Raw genomic sequence first — 17,167 nt, 5'->3', positions numbered from 1 at the left:
ACTGTGGTCGACATGACTGATACCGCCATTAATTCCGCAGAGCATAGTGCTTCTGCCATCTATCACAGGCACTTTGGCCCGGCCCTGCCGCAATCCAATTGGGTGCCCGCGCCGCGGTATCTTCTAAGGCGTGATCGGGTTATGCGGCATCTCAAAAATCTGAAGCCTTGCAGAGTGCTTGACATCGGGTGCGGACCGGCTGCGCTATTGTCAGAACTGGCAGAACAGGGTTTTGAAGCTTATGGCGTAGATCGTTCGCAGCAAGCCCTTGAACTGGCAGATAAGCTCAACACTCAAGCCAGCCCTATGACACTCTTGGCCGAGCTTGACCCGGATTGGAAAAACTCCTTCGACCTGATCATGTCATTTGAAGTGATTGAGCACTTGGAGCAAGATATTGAGGCCATGAGAGAATGGCAAACTTATCTGAAACCCGGTGGAACAATGATCTTGTCGACGCCTGCGCACCCATCCCGCTGGAATGCGGCCGACGTTTGGGCAGGGCATGTTCGACGCTACAGTAAAGAACTTTTAGTACATTCGGTTCAGGACGCCGGCTTCACCGTCGAAACTGTTGAGTGCTACGGTTTTCCTTTGGCCAATATTATGGAGTATTGGCGTGCTCGGGCCTATGGACAGATATTAGAAACCAACGCCAAATCTGGTAAAACAGCGAACGACCTTACCAACGAGAGCGGTAGCGATCGTTCCATTGAGCGGCGCTTCTGGCCTGTGTTTTCTTCCATACTCGCAGTCACGGTCATGCGGCTTTTTTTCCAGCTACAACGCCCGTTCCTTAACACCGAATTTGGAAATGGTTTTCTTGTAGTGGCGCGCAAAACGTAAACACATGGCTACCGCCCTGCGCTATATCGGCACCGCTGCTGCCCTGATCTTCATCGGAATCATTCTGGTTCGACACGCAGGAGACATTGCAGTGCTCGACCTCGGGTCAGGCCGCGCCCGTTATGCACTGCTAGGTGGGTTTACCCTTTATGTGCTGTCGCAGCTCGTAGGTGCTGTGGCTTGGGGGGTGACGCTAAACATCTATGACGTTGCCCTAACGCGCACACGCGCTGAAAGTCAGTTAATGGTATCGCAGATCGGGAAATACATCCCCGGCAATGTTGCCCACCTTTTGGGACGTTTCGCCCTCGCACGGAGTGATGGAGTGCCATCCGCAATTATTGCGTCATCTCTTTTGCTCGAGATCGGTTTTCTGCTCGCCAGCGGTGCTCTGGTCGTCGGAATTGTGCTCCTGACCATGCCCGATCTTGTCGCCGCAGTAATTGCAGACCTTCCAGGATCCTGGCTCGATGGACAGATGACAATCATCTTCCTCGGAATTCTGGCCTGCATCATGATTGGCCAGATTGTGATCTGGCGCAAAGCGGGAAAACCGAAACTTACATTTTCAAAATGCCTGATCCTGTTGTTTCTGCATAGCTTCAACTTTTTGATGCTGGGTTTGTCACTTTGGTGTGTCGCACGGGCGATCTACCCTCAGGGTGGTGCCGGTATATTGCAATGCATCGCAATCTTTTCGACAGCCTGGGTCATCGGTTTTCTGATGCCGGGCGCACCCGGTGGTATCGGTATTCGAGATGGAATTATTGCTCTCGGACTTGGCCTTTTCACTGATCAGGGAGTCGGTCTAAGCGCTGCGATCGCGCATCGCGCGATCTCGGTTCTGGGGGATGTAGCTGTGTTTGGGCTTGGCGTAACCCTGCGCCGATATCTAAGCAGTGGTGAGCACGAAGCTGTATAGGTTTAAAAATTTGGATCGGGTCAGCCAGACAATTTGCAGCGGAGTCTATCGTATCTGAAGGTCGCCATGCGCTGTCTCAGGCGCTAGGGTGCCGTCTTCAATTCGTTTCCAAACATAGTGCGACTTCTGGTGCGTACTACATTCCTTGAGCGCACCCAGCATCGCCTAAAGCCAGGGTTGAGGTCGTTCAAGTTTGACCCAAACCTATCGTGAGTTTTCAGCAGGCAGCCGATCAATGTGCTTTTTCACAACATCGTTCGAGAGGGTCGCGTTCAGTCGCCACTCACCTAACGGGATGACCGGCTTGTTTGCGGCCTGTGCATCAGGTTCAAAAGTAACAACAATGGTTTCACGCTTGTCACTTTCATCAAGATCAAGCTGGATCATGAGCCGTGTAACGCCTGAATTCGGATTCTGCATCGCACATTCAGAATTGAATGCCGTTTCGCAAGGATTGGCTGAAAGTTGAGAGAAGGTGGCGTTTGGCGGCGACAGTATGCGTGCGGTTAGTTCTTTCCCATCCTGACGCAATGTGGCTTTGGAGCCATCAACTGTTAACTGCGCTTCGGTATGCATTGCCCACGCCACCCGCCCCCGTTGATCAGAGCTAATTTCATCCTGAACCAACACTGTCGTTCCGTCGACAAGAGCTATGCCTCGTCTGACCGTTCCCTTGGGCTTTCCATAGGCGTCTGAAAGATCGGCGATTGCAAAATCGAAACCCGGAAACTGCGCCAACTCCTCAACATAGGCCCGCCCCGTTTCGATTTGATTTGCCATGTCAAAGGTCAGTGTATTCTGCCCGATCGTGGCCGTTCGATAATAGTCAAAACGTTTGTCAGTAAAGTAGCCGGGCAATTGGTAATTTCCGAGCCCAAGATCCACCCCCCAACGTACACCGTCGGCTTCAAGCACAAAGGTGCCCGCATCAAGGTCATTGTGATGGCTGCTAAGCGGCCCAGCCTTGAGGCCGATATAGCTGGCCTTAGGGTCATTCCAACCAGACCGCATGGTTACGATCCCAAGCCCTCCAGACCAATAGGATGTTGATCGGGCAGTGATTGGTTCACTATTGCGTCGCTGCTGCCAGATCAGCTCGAATGCTGGATGGGAAGACCCCATTTTGCTATTCATCTTAAGGTCGTAGCCCGGACGATTGAACCGCGACGCCAGCCAGGTCAATACAACAAGGTCAGTGCTTGTATCGCTGTCTCCAAAGTTAAACAGCATGCCAGTTGGCCCAGATGCATGGATCAGGAACTCCCCAAAATCTTCCAACCCTACCATTTTAGAGAGATCAAAATCATGCCCGAGGACGGAAACAAGCGCATCAAACGCCACCGCCGCGTCCCGGGCGGACAAAGCCCCGTACATCGGTCCTTCTGGCCAAGCCCCATCCGGAGCGAACATTGCCAACCCATTTCTAAGTGAAACCTGCGCTTGCTCAATAATATGATCAGCCAGTTCCGGTTCTGTTTCTGACACAACCAGAGCGGCGACGATCATTCCTGCATTGCAAACGATGTTCCAGTTGAAGGAAGCAACGGGCCAGGCGATATCCGCAGTAGCCGTCCCATCAGGAAGCGACGCGGGAACAGACACTGGGTTCACCCAGTGTTGGGGGGCGATCCAACCCTTGTCATAATAATGCGTATCCAGATCGTAGATTTTGGCGGCTTCTTTCAACCCCTTCTCGACAAGTGCCGATCGAATGATTTGATGATCCTCTTCGTCCAGATTGTCACTAATCCAACTGTATCCGAGCGACACCGCCAATGTGACACGGCTTAATCCCAGAAAGTGTGCGGGCTGCCATGTCTCCAGTTCCGAAAATTGCAAGAGTTCGGTTCTGGCGCGATCGGCATAGCGACTGTCACCGGTCAATCGCCAAGCCAAAGCCAGTGTGGTGAGGCGTTCGACCGGACGTTGTCCAAATCCACGAAAAGCCTCGTGAAGCTGACCATCTCCATTCCGAACTGCCTCAACAATAGTAGGCGACTGCAAATGCGCTTCTGCACTCTCAATCAATGCCTGATAGTCAGCCGCGAACACCTGATCGGCTGCGCGCTGTGTTTCTATGCGCTGGACGATCTCATCCGTTAGAACGACTTGCGGCACTGAGTTTTGGGACAAAGCGCTTGTAGCGCAAAAACAAGCGAAGGACAAAACGAACAAAAAGAAGGCTTTAATCGGATTCACACTTCTAACGGTCGCGATCATGGACTTCTTCCGCATTGGAAACACCTGCAACCCGACTCTGCAGCGGTGGCCAAATTCTGTCAAAGACATCCGATTAGTTCGGCTTAGCAAATTGATATGCTAAACGCCCCGTCCGGCAGCCTATTGGAGTAGTGTTTAAGTAGAGCCGGAAGGACAAACGATAAGAAAGCCAGCCACGAGAACCTAGCGCAAGCGATCCGAGCATTAATATTATGGTCGCATGGCTTGATCACGGAACCGAACCGGAAACGAGGCCAGTGCCCATCGATTTTCATGTGTTTGTTTTCGTTCCCGGCCTAGCGCAGACCGGGAACCACTTATTGGAGTGCCTCAGGCGATGGACATGCCGAGCGCTTCAAGTTGGTCTGTCAGGGCGCTTTCTGCTTCGGCAACACTGTTCCAGTCATCAGCCGTCAGGTTGCCAAGATCCAGATCCTCGGCCTGAACATCCTGAAGTGTAACGGTATGGCCGCCATTTCCGATAACTTCAAAGATAAGATCGCCATCAATTTCGGTGACCGACACATCGCTTTCGCTCAAAGCGTTGAAATCGATGATATCTTCATCGGCATTAAAACCGATAATCTGGGTCTTTACCCCCCAGTTCCAGGTAAGCTCTGCCACATCCACTTCAGCGCCGAAGGTCACAACTCCTGGGGTTTGGCTGTTTCCGGGTTCGTTGGTTCCACTACCGATATCTGGTTGGGTCGATCCCCCTGTCAGATCTCCGACCCGTGTCTGATAACCGTCTGTCGTCGCCCCGACAGGAGCCTGTGGGGTCAGCAGTATGGTGCGAGCAACCAACGTCACATCGTTCTGGTCAAAGCCAAATGGTACCTCGAGATTGTCTTCCATCACCTGATCAAAATGGAATTCGACCAGACCCGGGATCAGGTCAGCCTTGGTCACGCCGGTCAGCGTGATGCTTTGTCCTGTCGGCAAGGATGAGATCACCAGACCATCGCTACTGTCCTCGACGCTAAGCCGCTCGCGGGTTCCGAAATACAGGAAGCTGATCTTCATCGTTGAAGGATCAAAGCCGTCAATAACTTCGTGCACGCCATATTCGTGGCTACGAACATAGACTGTGTCAGCATCGCGAGGTCCTACGCCCTGCTCCCAACTAAGAACGCCGCCCATATCCTGACGGAGGTGTTCGTTGCCGACCACACCAAAGCTGTCGATGGTCACGTCCTGGAAGGTGACACCTTGCACGATTTGCGCCGCGTCCGACCATGGGCTGTCGATAACAATCTCGCCGGCCTTGGATTTGGTGACGATCATGCCGTGAACCGACGTACCGCCAAAGTCCAACTCGTCCACACCGGGGCGGAATCCGGTTATGTCGTCAGCGTTGCTATCGGCCCGGTATTTCACCCCGCCCGTGTCTGCATTGCCGGTGATCGCGGGCGGGTTTGACCCGTCTGCATCATAACTGAGGTCATAGCCCTCTCCGTCTCCCGGCGAGACGATAACTTGCCCCAAAGCTGTGGACACTTCGTTCAACACCGTCTGATCCGTGATAGAGAAATTGCTGAGCGAAAGATCGGACAGGCCAAAGCCAGTGAATACGATCTGCTTGGTTACATTGCCCGAGGTCAGCTCAATTCTAACGGTCTGCCCCAGAGCGTCCCCACTCTCTTCGAAAATCGAGAAGTTATCAGTCCCAATGTCCGGTCCGATTTCAATGACATCTCCCATCGCGGGCAGGAAGCCTTCGACCGTCTGTGCCTCGCTGGCAAGGCCCAGCATGACGTGCATATGTTGGTGGCTATGGCCACCGCCACCACCATCTCCGCCACCATCGCCACCGCTGGTCGGCATTGAACCATCAGTGCCTATCAGCCCAAGCACTTCAGCTGCGGCGGTATTGTCCAGAATAGCGAAGTTTGCCGGGCTCAGCTCAGCAAGTGTCACACCGCTGAGGGTCGTGACCTGGTTATTGGACGGGATCGAGAACACAACCGCGCCATCAACCTCGGCAACCTCCAACGCGTCGGCACCGACCCATGCGATGAAGATCGTATCTGTCGTAGGGTCGAAATCCGGGATCGTTGCATTCGTGCCCCAAGCCCAGTTAATCACCACATCCGCAGTATCTTCTGTGGTGTCAGCAGTCCCGTTGCCGGTTGGTTCCGTGGGTTCCGGATGTATGACCGGTGGGACAACGGGCGGCGACGTATTCCCGTTATCGGTGCCGCCATTTGTATCCGTGGGCAAGACACCGTCGGTGTATACCTTGATAGCGTCTTCGATACTCGGCGCGTCATAACCGCCGAATTGCGAGACATACCGCAGGATCGAAGTACCGTATTCATCGGTGGATACACTTCCACCCTGAAGCAGAGCCAACGTACCCCATGCCCCCCGCAGGTGCGCGGCGGCCATTATGCCAGTAAGACTGAGCGTGACAGAGACGGCCTGGCCATTTTCCAGATAAGTGCGTGTCGTGCCGAGATAGTCGGACAGGCTCTCTCCCTGATAGCCCAGCCCGGTTTCGATGACTTGAAGATTGTAGCCAAACGCTTCTTGAATAGCGCGCTCCTGCGCTTCGGCGGTTGTGAACTCTGCCAGCGAATTCACCCCGTTCTTACCGGTCCATGTGCCATCCCAGGTGTTCGAAGCCGCGCCATTCCCATAATAGACATCATCGGTGTAATACCCGAGGTCAATTAACAGCGCCTCGCCGAACTGATATCCAACAAAACCAAGCGAGTTCATCGAGCGATAGGACATCGCGTCCCATTCATCACTGCTTAGATCAGACCAGCTGGAATAGCTTGGATAGAAGTCGGCAACGGCCCCTCCCGCCCATTGGTTCAGCTGCCAATCCTGAATGATTCCTGCGTCGAATCGATCTCGATCCCAACCAGATTCAAATGCACGCAAAGCGTCGCGAAATTCTTCATATGTTCCATTACTCATCTTGAAACAGACTCCCATCTTGTCGTTGTTTCAGCCCAAGTATTTCGGCTTTATTAGCCCGATGAATTCAGGCCCAACTTGCGTAACAAGTCAGAAGTTCAGGACACGTTAAGAGTTCATTAACGAATTAATCTGAGCGGATGCGGGCCTAGGCCAACCTTTTGATGCGCTAAAAAACGCTGTACGTCAGTGGGTTATAGCGGGGTTTGAGCAAAAGATCGGTGCAGTTGCGCGAGTCTTCGCCAAATTTGGAATGTCGCAATAATTAACTTTGCATTATTGCCAGATCGAACTGTTAAGAAAGCCTCAGCCGATCCAGACCGGCTGAAGCTTTTTTTGGTAATCAGGCGATGATCAGAGACCCCAATCCTGTGATTGCTGAGCCGTCAGCTCGCTGATGTGCTGCATGACATCGAAATGCTCATCAACACCCTGTACGCTGATCACCTTTTGGCCATTTGCCGTGACCCAGTGAGTGCTGGAACGCCATTCGATCTGAAGTTGATCCAGAGACGAGATCCCGAACCCTTCCAGATCGATAACAATCGAGTCGTCAGCCTCAAAATCCCGGATCACCTGACCACCATACTGGCTGCCCGGGCCGGTGATGACAAAAGTATCACTGCCTTCGCCACCGAACATATTGGCAAACCCGGCTTCTGAAGACTGGTCTGCATCAAGGATGATGACGTCGTCGCCGTCTCCACCATTTGCATTGGTGATCATCGCGCCATTGCGGATCACGATGGTGTCATTGCCGTCGCCGCCGTTCAGAGTAGCGAACTGATTGAGCGCACCGCCAACAATGTAGTCATCACCAGCACCACCATTCAGGGTCAATCCACCACTGCCGGTGTCGCCGATCATGTAGTCCCAACTATCGGTGCCATCTACGGTAACGAGCTCTTCGCCGACCTCGGCATCAATCCGGTTGCCATACTTCTCGAACCACTCCAGCGTGTTTGCACCAAAGGGCGGTTCGTAGACAACCTGATAGCCTTCTTCATCGTTGCCAACCAAATTGCGCAGGTCGATGTATGACGGGTCAAATCCGTTCCCGTCATCGTCATAGCGCACGATGATCTCGTCTGTCAGCTTGTTGAACAGCACGATCTGGCCGTTTTCAATGCGGTGATCCAGATCGAACCAGCCGGTCATACCGTAGGCGTCGAGGTCAATCTCGATACGGTCGCCTTCATTGGCATCGAAATCGGTGATCGTGTTCTCGCCGCCGTTCAGAATGAAGGTGTCAGCTCCTCCGTTGCCGGTCAGCACGTCTTTACCATCACCCGAGGTGAAGACGTTATCGCCGTCGTCGCCGATGATCACATCATCATGGTCGCTGCCATAGATGTTCTCGACGCTCCAGAGCAGATCATAGCCTTCCTTGTCGCGAATCTCGTCATTGAGATCGAACGGATTGGCGCTGTTGCCATGCCAGGCCCAGTAATACTCACCGCTGACATCTTCCGCCTTGTTGTTCATGTCGACATAGATGCCGCTCAGGCTGTCACCATACCAGGCCGTGTCATTGCCTTCTCCACCATACAGCTTATTAAAGCCGCCACCGCCAGCCATGATATCGTCACCGCCAAAGCCGTAGAGAACATCATTGCCGTCATTGCGGATTTCGGCCTCGTTTCCGCCGTGGGTATCGCGCTCGGACGTATAGGCTTGCAGAACGTCGTTGTGGTTTGTTCCCAACTGACGATCCTCGTCGTGAAAGCCGACCATCGAAACACCGCCGAACGCCCCGAATGTGACGAACTTGCTGGTTCCAAGACCTGCAAGGTCTTCACTGCTCAGGCCAAGGTCGATCTTTTGGCCCAAGCCATAATGCGCACCATCCGGCCCCGTGATCAGAGCGGTTTCTTTCAACCGTTGAATGAAGGCATCTGTGTTCTGCTGCGAGATACTTGTTGCGCCCGGAAAGATGTTCGACGCCTCATCCCAATAGAAGGTTGTAATCACCTTGAACTTGTTGTCGGCCGGATCAAGCGCGACCAGATCGAATGCCGCGCCATCAACGATCGATGCCTGCAGGTCCAGCGTTACTGGCCCCTCCACGTTGACTGGTACAATGATCTTGTCTTCAAGCGGGTTGAAGTCGAGGATCTCGACCAGAGACACCTTCGGCGGGTTGACGGTTTCGACAACCTGCTCCTCGGTCTTGAACATGTTCTTGATCCCGTCGACCAGGCCTCTGGCAAGGTTGATGAACAGCTTCGCGCCCGGCAGCATCTTGGCGAGTGCCAGATTACCTGCCTCTTCCAGCCACTCTTCGCCCAGACCATTCGATTGGTTATGGTTGGGATCATGAGTTGTTGGTTCAGGCACAGAGCCAATAACGAACGTGTCGGCCCCTTTTCCACCGTAAAGCGTGTCGGCAGAGGTTTCATCGATATGCCCGGTAAACAGGACATCATCACCGTCACCGCCGACAAGAAGGTCGTTACCAGTACCACCGTACAGTTTGTCGCCTTCATTCCCGGCAATCAGGATGTCATCGCCTTCGCCGCCAACAAGGATGTTCTTGCCTCCGCCGCCAATGATCTTGTCGTTGCCGGATTCGCCGAACAGCTGATCATCACCTTCACCTCCATCGATGTAGTCGTGGCCACCGCCACCATAGATGACATCATTACCGCCATCACCGAACAACTGGTCGTTCCCACGGTAGGCGATGATGATGTCATCTCCGTCACCGCCCGAGATATTGTCCCGATGATGATAGTTGGAATAGTAATTCTTGATCGAGGTGCCGCCATCATAGTTATCCCAGTTTTCAGGGTTCCAACCGTGGATGACGTTATCCCCGTCATTCCCTTCGATACGGGTATAAAGATATGTCCCCTTGCTTTGCCCACTTGAGAGACGGTGCATCAGGTTTTCAAAGCTCACCTCACCATCGGCCATATTGTATTCACCACGGGCTTTGACATCGCGGCCGACATAGGTGCCGCTGGTGTCATGCAGATGGGTCCCATATTTATCCCACCAACCGCTGTGGCCATCGCCAGGTGATTTACCACCGGTCCAGACGGGAATATCAGGTTTGTTGCTGGCCACAGTCTCGTCGTCCGAGGCTGAATCTTCCCAGACGTAGTCCTGCAATTCGCTGCTTTCTTCCGACAGCAGACTAACCGGCGGGATCACGATAGGATCGTCATCCGTTTCACCAAGACCAACCGATATGTTGAGCGTGCTCGCTGAGTTGGGCTGGAATTTTGATTTGCTAACATGTTTCATGTCTTTCCTCCTGTTTCCTGGATGGTCGACACCCGAGGTTCGGGCCCATACGCATCACAGATCATAGGAAAGATGTGGTTTTTCAGGCTGTTGATCTCAACAGGCGAAAGCCAGTTAAGTTGTTACAAAGTATGACAAAAATGGAATCCACGGCCTGAGAAAACCAGCAATCCGGCTGGCGCCTGTTTCAGGCCCCAGCCGGTGAGTTTGGTTTTCCCTCTGTTTGCCCGGGCGTCCGTTTCAACAGGAACTAAGACGCCCGGATTTTGGTTGTGCAGCGATAGATGATCGCTGAGTTTTCGCCCCACTTAGGCAACCATATCGACAAAGAAGCTGTCGGTCGGAACGGGGGTTCCGCAGATGTCTTCGCCGCCTGCAGTCGGTACGATTTCGCACAGCGGCGGAGGCGCCATTTCCGTCAGGTCATACTCATCCTCCGGTACTTCGGTGCCGCATTTGGGCAGCGGCAGGATCGGGGGTACAGCGATGACGTCATCACCCTGATCCAGAACGATCGGATCAAAGGGCAGCGGGTTCACTGCAACCAGATCTTCACCGTCCTGAGGCACTTCGGTGCCGCAACGTGGATCAGGCATGATCGGGGAAACTGCGGTCACATCGTCACCTTCACCAGCAGGAACCGCACCATAAGGAAGCGGGGCTACTGCGATCAGGTCTTCACCATCCTGCGGAACCTCGGTACCACACCGGGGGTCAGGCATGATCGGGGAAACTGCGGTGACGTCGTCACCTTCACCGGCAGGAACCGCACCAAAAGGCAGCGGGTTCACGGCAACCAGATCTTCGATGGGATCGGCAACCAGCGGATCAATCGGCAACGGATTTACAGCCACCAGGTCTTCACCATCATTTGGCACCTCGGTTCCGCACTTTGGAAAAGGCTGAATTGGGGGCACGGCGATGACATCGTCGTTGGCTTTCTCGAAGCTCGTAGCGGTTACATGTTTCATTGTATTTCTCCTTGTTACACACTTTGTTTAGCACCCAAAAAATCTTAGAAACTTCCTCCTCGGGTATAACAAAAAGGTGGTTATCCGGCCCCTTCATTACAACGCGAAAAGGGGGCTAAATTGTTACAAAGTATGACAAAAATAGGCTCTTAAGCGGGCATCATCTCTTTTCAGACAGGACGCGCTTCCAAGATGTGGACCAGCACCCGCTCAGGTACCACCTTCGCCCCTCCTCGCCTTCAGGATCGAAAAAACCAGCGCCATTTCTGGCGCTGGTTTTAGCTGTTTCTTCCTATTGGGCAGCTCACATCATGGGATCGATTAGACCTCCCGGAACGTGGTCCGGATTTGCTTACTGAGAGGATCAAGAAGGTACTGTAAAAGGGTCCGTTCGCCGGTTTCGATGAAGACGTCAGCCGGCATACCCGGCAGCAGGCTCAACTGGCGGTCAGACAAAAGTCCGACAGCCTCCTCGCTTAGAGCAACCCGCGCCTCGTAGTAGGGTAAGCCAGTCATCTGATCTGTTTTCAAATCAGCCGAGACAAACTCAACGTGCCCATTCAACCGAGGGGCAACATGTTGATCGAACGCCCCGATCATCACGCTCGCAGCCTGGCCCAAGGCGACATTGTTGATGTCCTGTGGCATGACACTAGCGGTCACCACCAACCCGTCATCCTCGGGCACGATCTGCATCAGCGTTTCGCCCGGAGACACTACGCCGCCGACTGTATGCACCCCCAATTCATGCACGATGCCATCCGCCGGAGCCCGAAGGTCAACCCGCGCCAGCTGCAACGCGGCCGCGCTCCGACGTTCTTTCAAGCCATCCAGTTCGACCTCCAGCGAGGAGATCTCGTTCATCACCTGCTCGCGGAAGGTCTTTTCCAGTTGCAGGATATGGATACGCGTCTCGCTGATACGACCACGGGCGACTGCGATCCGAGAGGTCAGGCCGCCACTATTGCCGACAAGACTGCTTCTTTGACGCTGCAAAGTCGTCACCCGGGTACCAGGCACTAAACCCTTTTCAAAGAGCTGCGTCAGACCCTCCAATTCGCTGTCGATCAGTTTGATCTCTTCTTCGGAAGCTTCGCGCTGCACCTCCAGGCCCACAATTTCCTGCTCTGCCTGTTCGATTTTCTCTCCCAAGGCCGCGACCTCACCATCCTGCGACAGACGACGTGCTTCCATCACCGCGCGCTGCGTTGCGAGTGCGCGGTCAACTTTGTCTTCGTCTTTCCGGTACGCAAGCTCCTCGGACAGTACGAGATCGTCCAGACCATCGCGCTCGGCCGTGAGACGAACCAACTGCGCTTCAAGCGCCACGAGCCTGTCATCGACCAAGGCTTGGCTGCCTGACAACAGCTGATCATCAAGTGTCAGAACAACATCGCCAGCCTGAACCCTATCTCCGTTTTTGACGTGAATGGCGCCGACAATACCTCCGTCGGGATGTTGCACAGCTCTGAGGTCGGACGAGACCACCACACTACCAGCCGTCACGACCGCCCCGGACATCGGGGCTTTCATCGCCCAACCACCGAATCCTACGGCGAGCACAGCAATTGCGACCAGACCAAAGCCGATGGATCGGGCAGAACGATCCCTAAACCCTTTGGTGTTCGTGCTGGAATTCTTGTTGGTATTCATGACTTCCTCCATTCATTCTGTTTACAGCGCGGGACTGGGTCAGCCCGTAGCGGCAACGATTTCTGTTTGTTGGGGTTGTTCGACGGTCTTCTGTTCAGCGGCAGGCTGTGCAGCTCCGGCGGCGGCCTGATTGCGTTGACGCAACCGCTCCATCACTTCTGTTCGAGGACCAAAATCTCCGGCGCGACCGTCTTCCATGATCAGAATCTTGTCGACTGAACCCAGCACGCTCGCCCGGTGCGCGATGACGATCACAATCGCCCCGCGTGCCTTGGCGGCGAGAATGGCATGGTTCAGTGCGGCCTCACCCACGGCATCCAGATTCGAGTTGGGCTCGTCCAGAACCACCAGAAATGGATCACCATAAAGCGCGCGTGCAAGGGCAACACGCTGTCGCTGACCACCGGACAAGGCCGCGCCACGCTCGCCAACCGAGGTGGCATAGCCGTCTTTGAAGCTAGCGATCAGTTCGTGAACACCCGCTGCCTTGGCGGCGGCAATCACCAACTCGTCCGTCGCCTCGGGATCAAAACGCGCGATATTCTGGGCGATCGTTCCGTCAAAGAGCTCAACATCCTGCGGCAGAAAGCCGATCTGGGGGCCAAGCTCCTCAGGCAGGTACTGGTCGATCGGCACAGCGTCGAGACTGATGCTGCCTTTGGCCGCCGACCATGCACCAACAAGTGTGCGCGCCAAGGTTGATTTTCCGCTGCCGGTCGTCCCAATCACAGCCAGTGCCTCGCCTGCTTTCATATCGAAACCAACACCTTTGAGAACAGCGGCAGTGGCCATCGGAGGGGCAGCGATCAGGCCGTCAACGGTCAGCGACTTCTGTGCCTTGGGCATGGAAATACGACGGTCAGCTTCGTCACCAGAAAGAGTTTGCTTCAGCTGAGCCCATGCTTGCCGGGCAGCAACCAGATTGCGCCAACTACCGACCAGAGTCTCGATGGGCTGCAAGCCACGGGACATGATGACCGATGCCGCAACGATTGAGCCAGCCGATATATGTCCATGGATGGCAAGATAAGCGGCGACCGCAAGAACGGCGGACTGAAGTGCCAGGCGGAACACCTTGGTAAAGCTACCAGACACTCCGACAGTAGTGGCCGCCTTAGCACTCGCACCAAGGTGGAGATCATTCACATCTTGCCAGGTCTTGCCCAGATTGGACTGCATCCCCATCGCGCGAACCATTTCGGCATTCCGGCGGCTGGCTTCTGCCAGACGGTTGCGCTTGGCCGAATGCTCAGACTGAACGCACGCGGCAGCGCGGACTTTGATATCCGTAACGATGGCAATGGCAACCAATGCCAGCGCGCCAATTACACCGACCATACCCAGCCACATGTGCATGGCAAAAACCAATCCCAGATAGACCGGGATCCACGGCAGATCGAACAAAGCTCCGGCACCCTGACCCGACAGGAAACCGCGAATTTTTTCGACATCTTGAATTGCCGCCGCAGGGTTGCCACCCGGACGGTTGCGTGACGGCTCGGACAAAGTGCAATCAAACGCTGTGCGGGTGAGCCTTTGTTCAAAGCGATGCCCCATGGCAACCAGCACACGGGTCCGCGCGCCGTCAATCAAGGCCATGAACAAGTACAGACCGGCGACAAGTGTGCTGAGCGCGACTAGCGTATTCACACTTTGGCTAGACATCACGCGATCATAGATCTGAAGCATGAAAATCGGCCCTGTCAGCATCAATAGGTTCACAACACCGCTGAAAACGCCGGTGGCAATCAGATTACCCCTCAGCGCGCGCCGGGCGCTGGCAAGTTGTGGATGAACGGATGAATGCTTTGACATAGCTGGCTCCCAATAAAAACTCTGTGGTTGATACTTGGAGACCAGCCGCCGATGCCCCAAGGGCTTGTCACACTTTGATTCAATTGACGAATTTGGCCGGTTGTTTACCGAGCTGACGAAGCCGGGTGCCTAGGAGTGCGGTACCGGCGGGCGAAACCCCTTTGCGTCATCAGCGGCATGGTGGTTGCAATTTCCGCTTGGGAATGCGGCGGTATTTGAATTAGCGTCCCAAGTGAGGGGGATGGGACAGGGAGCCTACGCGCAATGCGCTGGAATGATCTGACACTTCGAACACAAGTTATGAGCATCGTGCTTATCAGCTGGACGATTGTCGGCGTGTTCTCGGTAGTCACCGACGTGGTCCAGATCCGAAACTCTCGCGCTGAAGAGATCCGAAACAGGGGCGATTCCTTTCTTGCGCAGGTGGTTTCAACCCTGGCCCGCGTGCCTCCTGACAGCCGCTCCGAAGCAGCGCTTGGTTTCTTTCCTGCAGAATGGAGTGTCAGGGTCGGCACGCAGGATGCAGCAACCACTTTGGCCAATGGCCGCGACCGCCCGAATCTGGCTAACTGGCTGACGGCGCGGCTGGAACACCGCGGGATCGCCGTCGCGGAACTGTCCGTGGCAGACACGGTCGTTGACGCCAAACACGACCAAAGCGCGCTGTTGCAACTGTTCAAGAGCCACTCGGGCGAACCTATCGATGCAGAAAGCGTTGACGCGTTTCTGGTGAGCGTTTTTTCGGTCCGGCTCAAGGATGATGACGAATGGCTGAACTGCTATTTGCTCATGAAAAACAAGAACATCGTACCTTTGGTCATCGTTGGCTCAATCGACAGTCTGGTCGCGCTTACCCTGCTTTGCGCACTTGCGTTTCTTATTCAGAAAGTGATGCGACCGCTGAGCGCGATGGCCGTCAATGCCGAGTTGATCGGCCGGGGTGAAGAAGTCGGCCCACTCGTCGAGGCGGGTGCCATTGATATCCGCCACACAATTATTGCGTTCAATCGCATGGAAGCCCGGATTGTTCTGGCGCTTGAGTACAAGACAACCTTGCTTCGTAGCCTCGGGCATGACCTGAAGGGACCGATTGCCCGGATGCACGATGAGATCCGGAAACTGGAACCAACGGCACCAAAAGAGCAACTGCTCAAGCGGTTGGAAACCATCAGCGATATTGTGAACTCCGTCACCGACCTCAATCGTGAAACGCATCACGATGGAGAGCTTGCACGCCTGGATTTGCGCTCACTGGTTGAGGCGTTGGTAGACGAGCAGGTTGAGGCGGGTCGCGATGTGACCTGCACCATCGAACAGTCTGCGGTGGTCAAAGGAAGACACAACGCGCTTACCCGGGTTCTTAGAAACTTGTTGGAAAATGCGGTCAAATACGGGGGCCGAACAAGTGTCTCTTTGACCACCTCGAATGATATGGCCGCAATTCACATAGACGATGAAGGACCAGGTATCCCAGCCGAACAACTTGAAACAGCGTTTGAGCCTTTCCAGAGACTAGGCGCCACCGAACCCGGAACGGGCCTCGGCCTCGCCATAGTCCGGGCGATTGTGGTTGATCAGGGGGGCACTGTAACGCTTGAGAACCGCCTGAGCGGAGGCCTTAGGGCAAATGTGCTGTTGCCGCTTGATACCGGAGTTCAGCCGGGACGAAAGATGTAACCCTGCCCCCAGACCGTTCGAATATATTCCGGATTTGAAGGGTCGCTCTCAATCTTCGATCGCAACCGTTTGATCAGAGCATCAACGCTTCTGTCTCCTGCACCGCCATGCTGTCGGGTCCGGGCAACGGCAAGAAGGTCTTCTCGGGTACACAACACGTCCGGGTTTTCAGCAAAGAAGCGCATAACCCGCACTTCGCTTGAGGTGAGTGTGATGAGACGACCATCTTCACTTTTGAGATGTCGCTCGTTTTCAACGAGCTCCCATTCTCCGAACCGGGTAACCCGGGATTTTCCCTGCGTGCCACCAGCACGCCTGCGCAGCACAGCACGCACGCGCGCGAGGAGTTCCAACTCGTTGAATGGTTTAATGATATAATCATCCGCGCCCAGTTCCAGCAGGGAAATCCGCTCGGCGTCGTCATCAATCGAACTGATCATGATGATCCCGGCATCTATGCGCGAAGCAATCTCGTGACATAACACCTTACCACTAGTTCCTGGCATCACGAGGTCCAGCAGAAACAAGCTGTAGGTTTCATCAGCCATCATCAACCGCGCAGCGGGTACATCTTGCGCGTGTTCGATTTTGTACCCTTTGTCAGTCAGAAATGCACAAACACCCTGAGCAAACTCGATGTCATCGTCACAAATCAGAATGTGCTCATCATAGCCAGCGGATTGATCCGCGACGTCTTGCATAGCTCTTCTCCTCGGGACGATGCCTGCCGTTACGATAACAACATTTGCTATTCGAAGCTGTCAATGTTGCAGAGAACGATCAAACTGTCCGGTACGCAGCGACCGCAATCGCCACTCATGGCTAAACCAGACAATCATCCACCGGGGCATTCCGGACGATTGAAAAGTTTGTCACGCCAAACAGCAAA

Annotated in this window: 10 protein-coding genes; 3 read left to right on the top strand and 7 right to left on the bottom strand. The window is 54.4% G+C overall.

Going from position 1 to position 17,167, the window contains the following annotated elements; all coding sequences use genetic code 11:
* The first annotated feature begins 12 nt into the window (after positions 1–12).
* Together ACRZ96_RS18025 and ACRZ96_RS18020 are read left to right on the top strand one after the other, a co-directional pair.
* Positions 13–846 carry a class I SAM-dependent methyltransferase gene (locus ACRZ96_RS18025; RefSeq protein WP_480706045.1) on the top strand — a complete coding sequence of 278 codons (834 nt, stop codon included), beginning with the start codon at positions 13–15 and terminating at the stop codon, positions 844–846.
* 4 nt (positions 847–850) lie between these two features.
* Entirely contained in the window at positions 851–1,768 is a 918-nt protein-coding gene (locus ACRZ96_RS18020; RefSeq protein ID WP_480706043.1) for a hypothetical protein, read from the top strand.
* A gap of 204 nt (positions 1,769–1,972) precedes the next feature.
* On the opposite strand, the gene ACRZ96_RS18015 is transcribed toward ACRZ96_RS18020, so the two are convergent.
* The 6 genes from ACRZ96_RS18015 to ACRZ96_RS17990 form a co-directional block, all read right to left on the bottom strand.
* Positions 1,973–3,454 (bottom strand): heparinase II/III domain-containing protein, encoded by a 1,482-nt coding sequence (locus ACRZ96_RS18015; protein ID WP_480814901.1) that lies wholly within the window; start codon positions 3,452–3,454, stop codon positions 1,973–1,975.
* Positions 3,455–4,318: 864 nt separating this feature from the next.
* The gene (locus ACRZ96_RS18010; protein WP_480771754.1) at positions 4,319–6,913 is read right to left on the bottom strand and encodes a hypothetical protein; all 2,595 of its coding nucleotides are present in this window, start codon (positions 6,911–6,913) and stop codon (positions 4,319–4,321) included.
* 354 nt (positions 6,914–7,267) lie between these two features.
* Positions 7,268–10,162 carry a calcium-binding protein gene (locus ACRZ96_RS18005; protein ID WP_480771753.1) on the bottom strand — a complete coding sequence of 965 codons (2,895 nt, stop codon included), beginning with the start codon at positions 10,160–10,162 and terminating at the stop codon, positions 7,268–7,270.
* Between the two features lie 308 nt (positions 10,163–10,470).
* On the bottom strand, positions 10,471–11,133 hold the full coding sequence (locus tag ACRZ96_RS18000; protein WP_170407091.1) for a hypothetical protein: 663 nt from the start codon (positions 11,131–11,133) through the stop codon (positions 10,471–10,473).
* Between the two features lie 321 nt (positions 11,134–11,454).
* Positions 11,455–12,786 (bottom strand): HlyD family type I secretion periplasmic adaptor subunit, encoded by a 1,332-nt coding sequence (locus ACRZ96_RS17995; RefSeq protein WP_480814900.1) that lies wholly within the window; start codon positions 12,784–12,786, stop codon positions 11,455–11,457.
* A 39-nt stretch (positions 12,787–12,825) separates the two neighbouring features.
* The gene (locus ACRZ96_RS17990) at positions 12,826–14,601 is read right to left on the bottom strand and encodes a type I secretion system permease/ATPase (RefSeq protein ID WP_480814899.1); all 1,776 of its coding nucleotides are present in this window, start codon (positions 14,599–14,601) and stop codon (positions 12,826–12,828) included.
* A 300-nt stretch (positions 14,602–14,901) separates the two neighbouring features.
* Here ACRZ96_RS17990 and ACRZ96_RS17985 point away from each other — a divergent pair, with 300 nt between their 5' ends.
* Positions 14,902–16,278, top strand: a complete 1,377-nt coding sequence (locus ACRZ96_RS17985; protein WP_480814898.1) for a sensor histidine kinase — start codon at positions 14,902–14,904, stop codon at positions 16,276–16,278.
* On the opposite strand, the gene ACRZ96_RS17980 is transcribed toward ACRZ96_RS17985, so the two are convergent.
* A complete protein-coding gene (locus ACRZ96_RS17980; RefSeq protein WP_170394071.1) occupies positions 16,257–16,979 on the bottom strand; it encodes a response regulator in 723 nt (240 codons plus the stop codon). The genes ACRZ96_RS17985 and ACRZ96_RS17980 overlap by 22 nt on opposite strands.
* Between the last annotated feature and the right edge of the window lie 188 nt (positions 16,980–17,167).

This window comes from Ruegeria sp. CF1 (genome assembly GCF_056537445.1).
This window is presented reverse-complemented; position numbering and strand designations above follow the sequence as displayed.

Coding starts and splice junctions, on each gene's coding strand:
- ACRZ96_RS17980 (WP_170394071.1), bottom strand. CDS start 16,979: ATGCAAGACGTCGCGGATCAATCCGCTGGCTATGATGAGCACATTCTG.
- ACRZ96_RS18010 (WP_480771754.1), bottom strand. CDS start 6,913: ATGAGTAATGGAACATATGAAGAATTTCGCGACGCTTTGCGTGCATTT.
- ACRZ96_RS17990 (WP_480814899.1), bottom strand. CDS start 14,601: ATGTCAAAGCATTCATCCGTTCATCCACAACTTGCCAGCGCCCGGCGC.
- ACRZ96_RS18025 (WP_480706045.1), top strand. CDS start 13: ATGACTGATACCGCCATTAATTCCGCAGAGCATAGTGCTTCTGCCATC.
- ACRZ96_RS17995 (WP_480814900.1), bottom strand. CDS start 12,786: ATGAATACCAACAAGAATTCCAGCACGAACACCAAAGGGTTTAGGGAT.
- ACRZ96_RS18020 (WP_480706043.1), top strand. CDS start 851: ATGGCTACCGCCCTGCGCTATATCGGCACCGCTGCTGCCCTGATCTTC.
- ACRZ96_RS18005 (WP_480771753.1), bottom strand. CDS start 10,162: ATGAAACATGTTAGCAAATCAAAATTCCAGCCCAACTCAGCGAGCACG.
- ACRZ96_RS18000 (WP_170407091.1), bottom strand. CDS start 11,133: ATGAAACATGTAACCGCTACGAGCTTCGAGAAAGCCAACGACGATGTC.
- ACRZ96_RS17985 (WP_480814898.1), top strand. CDS start 14,902: ATGAGCATCGTGCTTATCAGCTGGACGATTGTCGGCGTGTTCTCGGTA.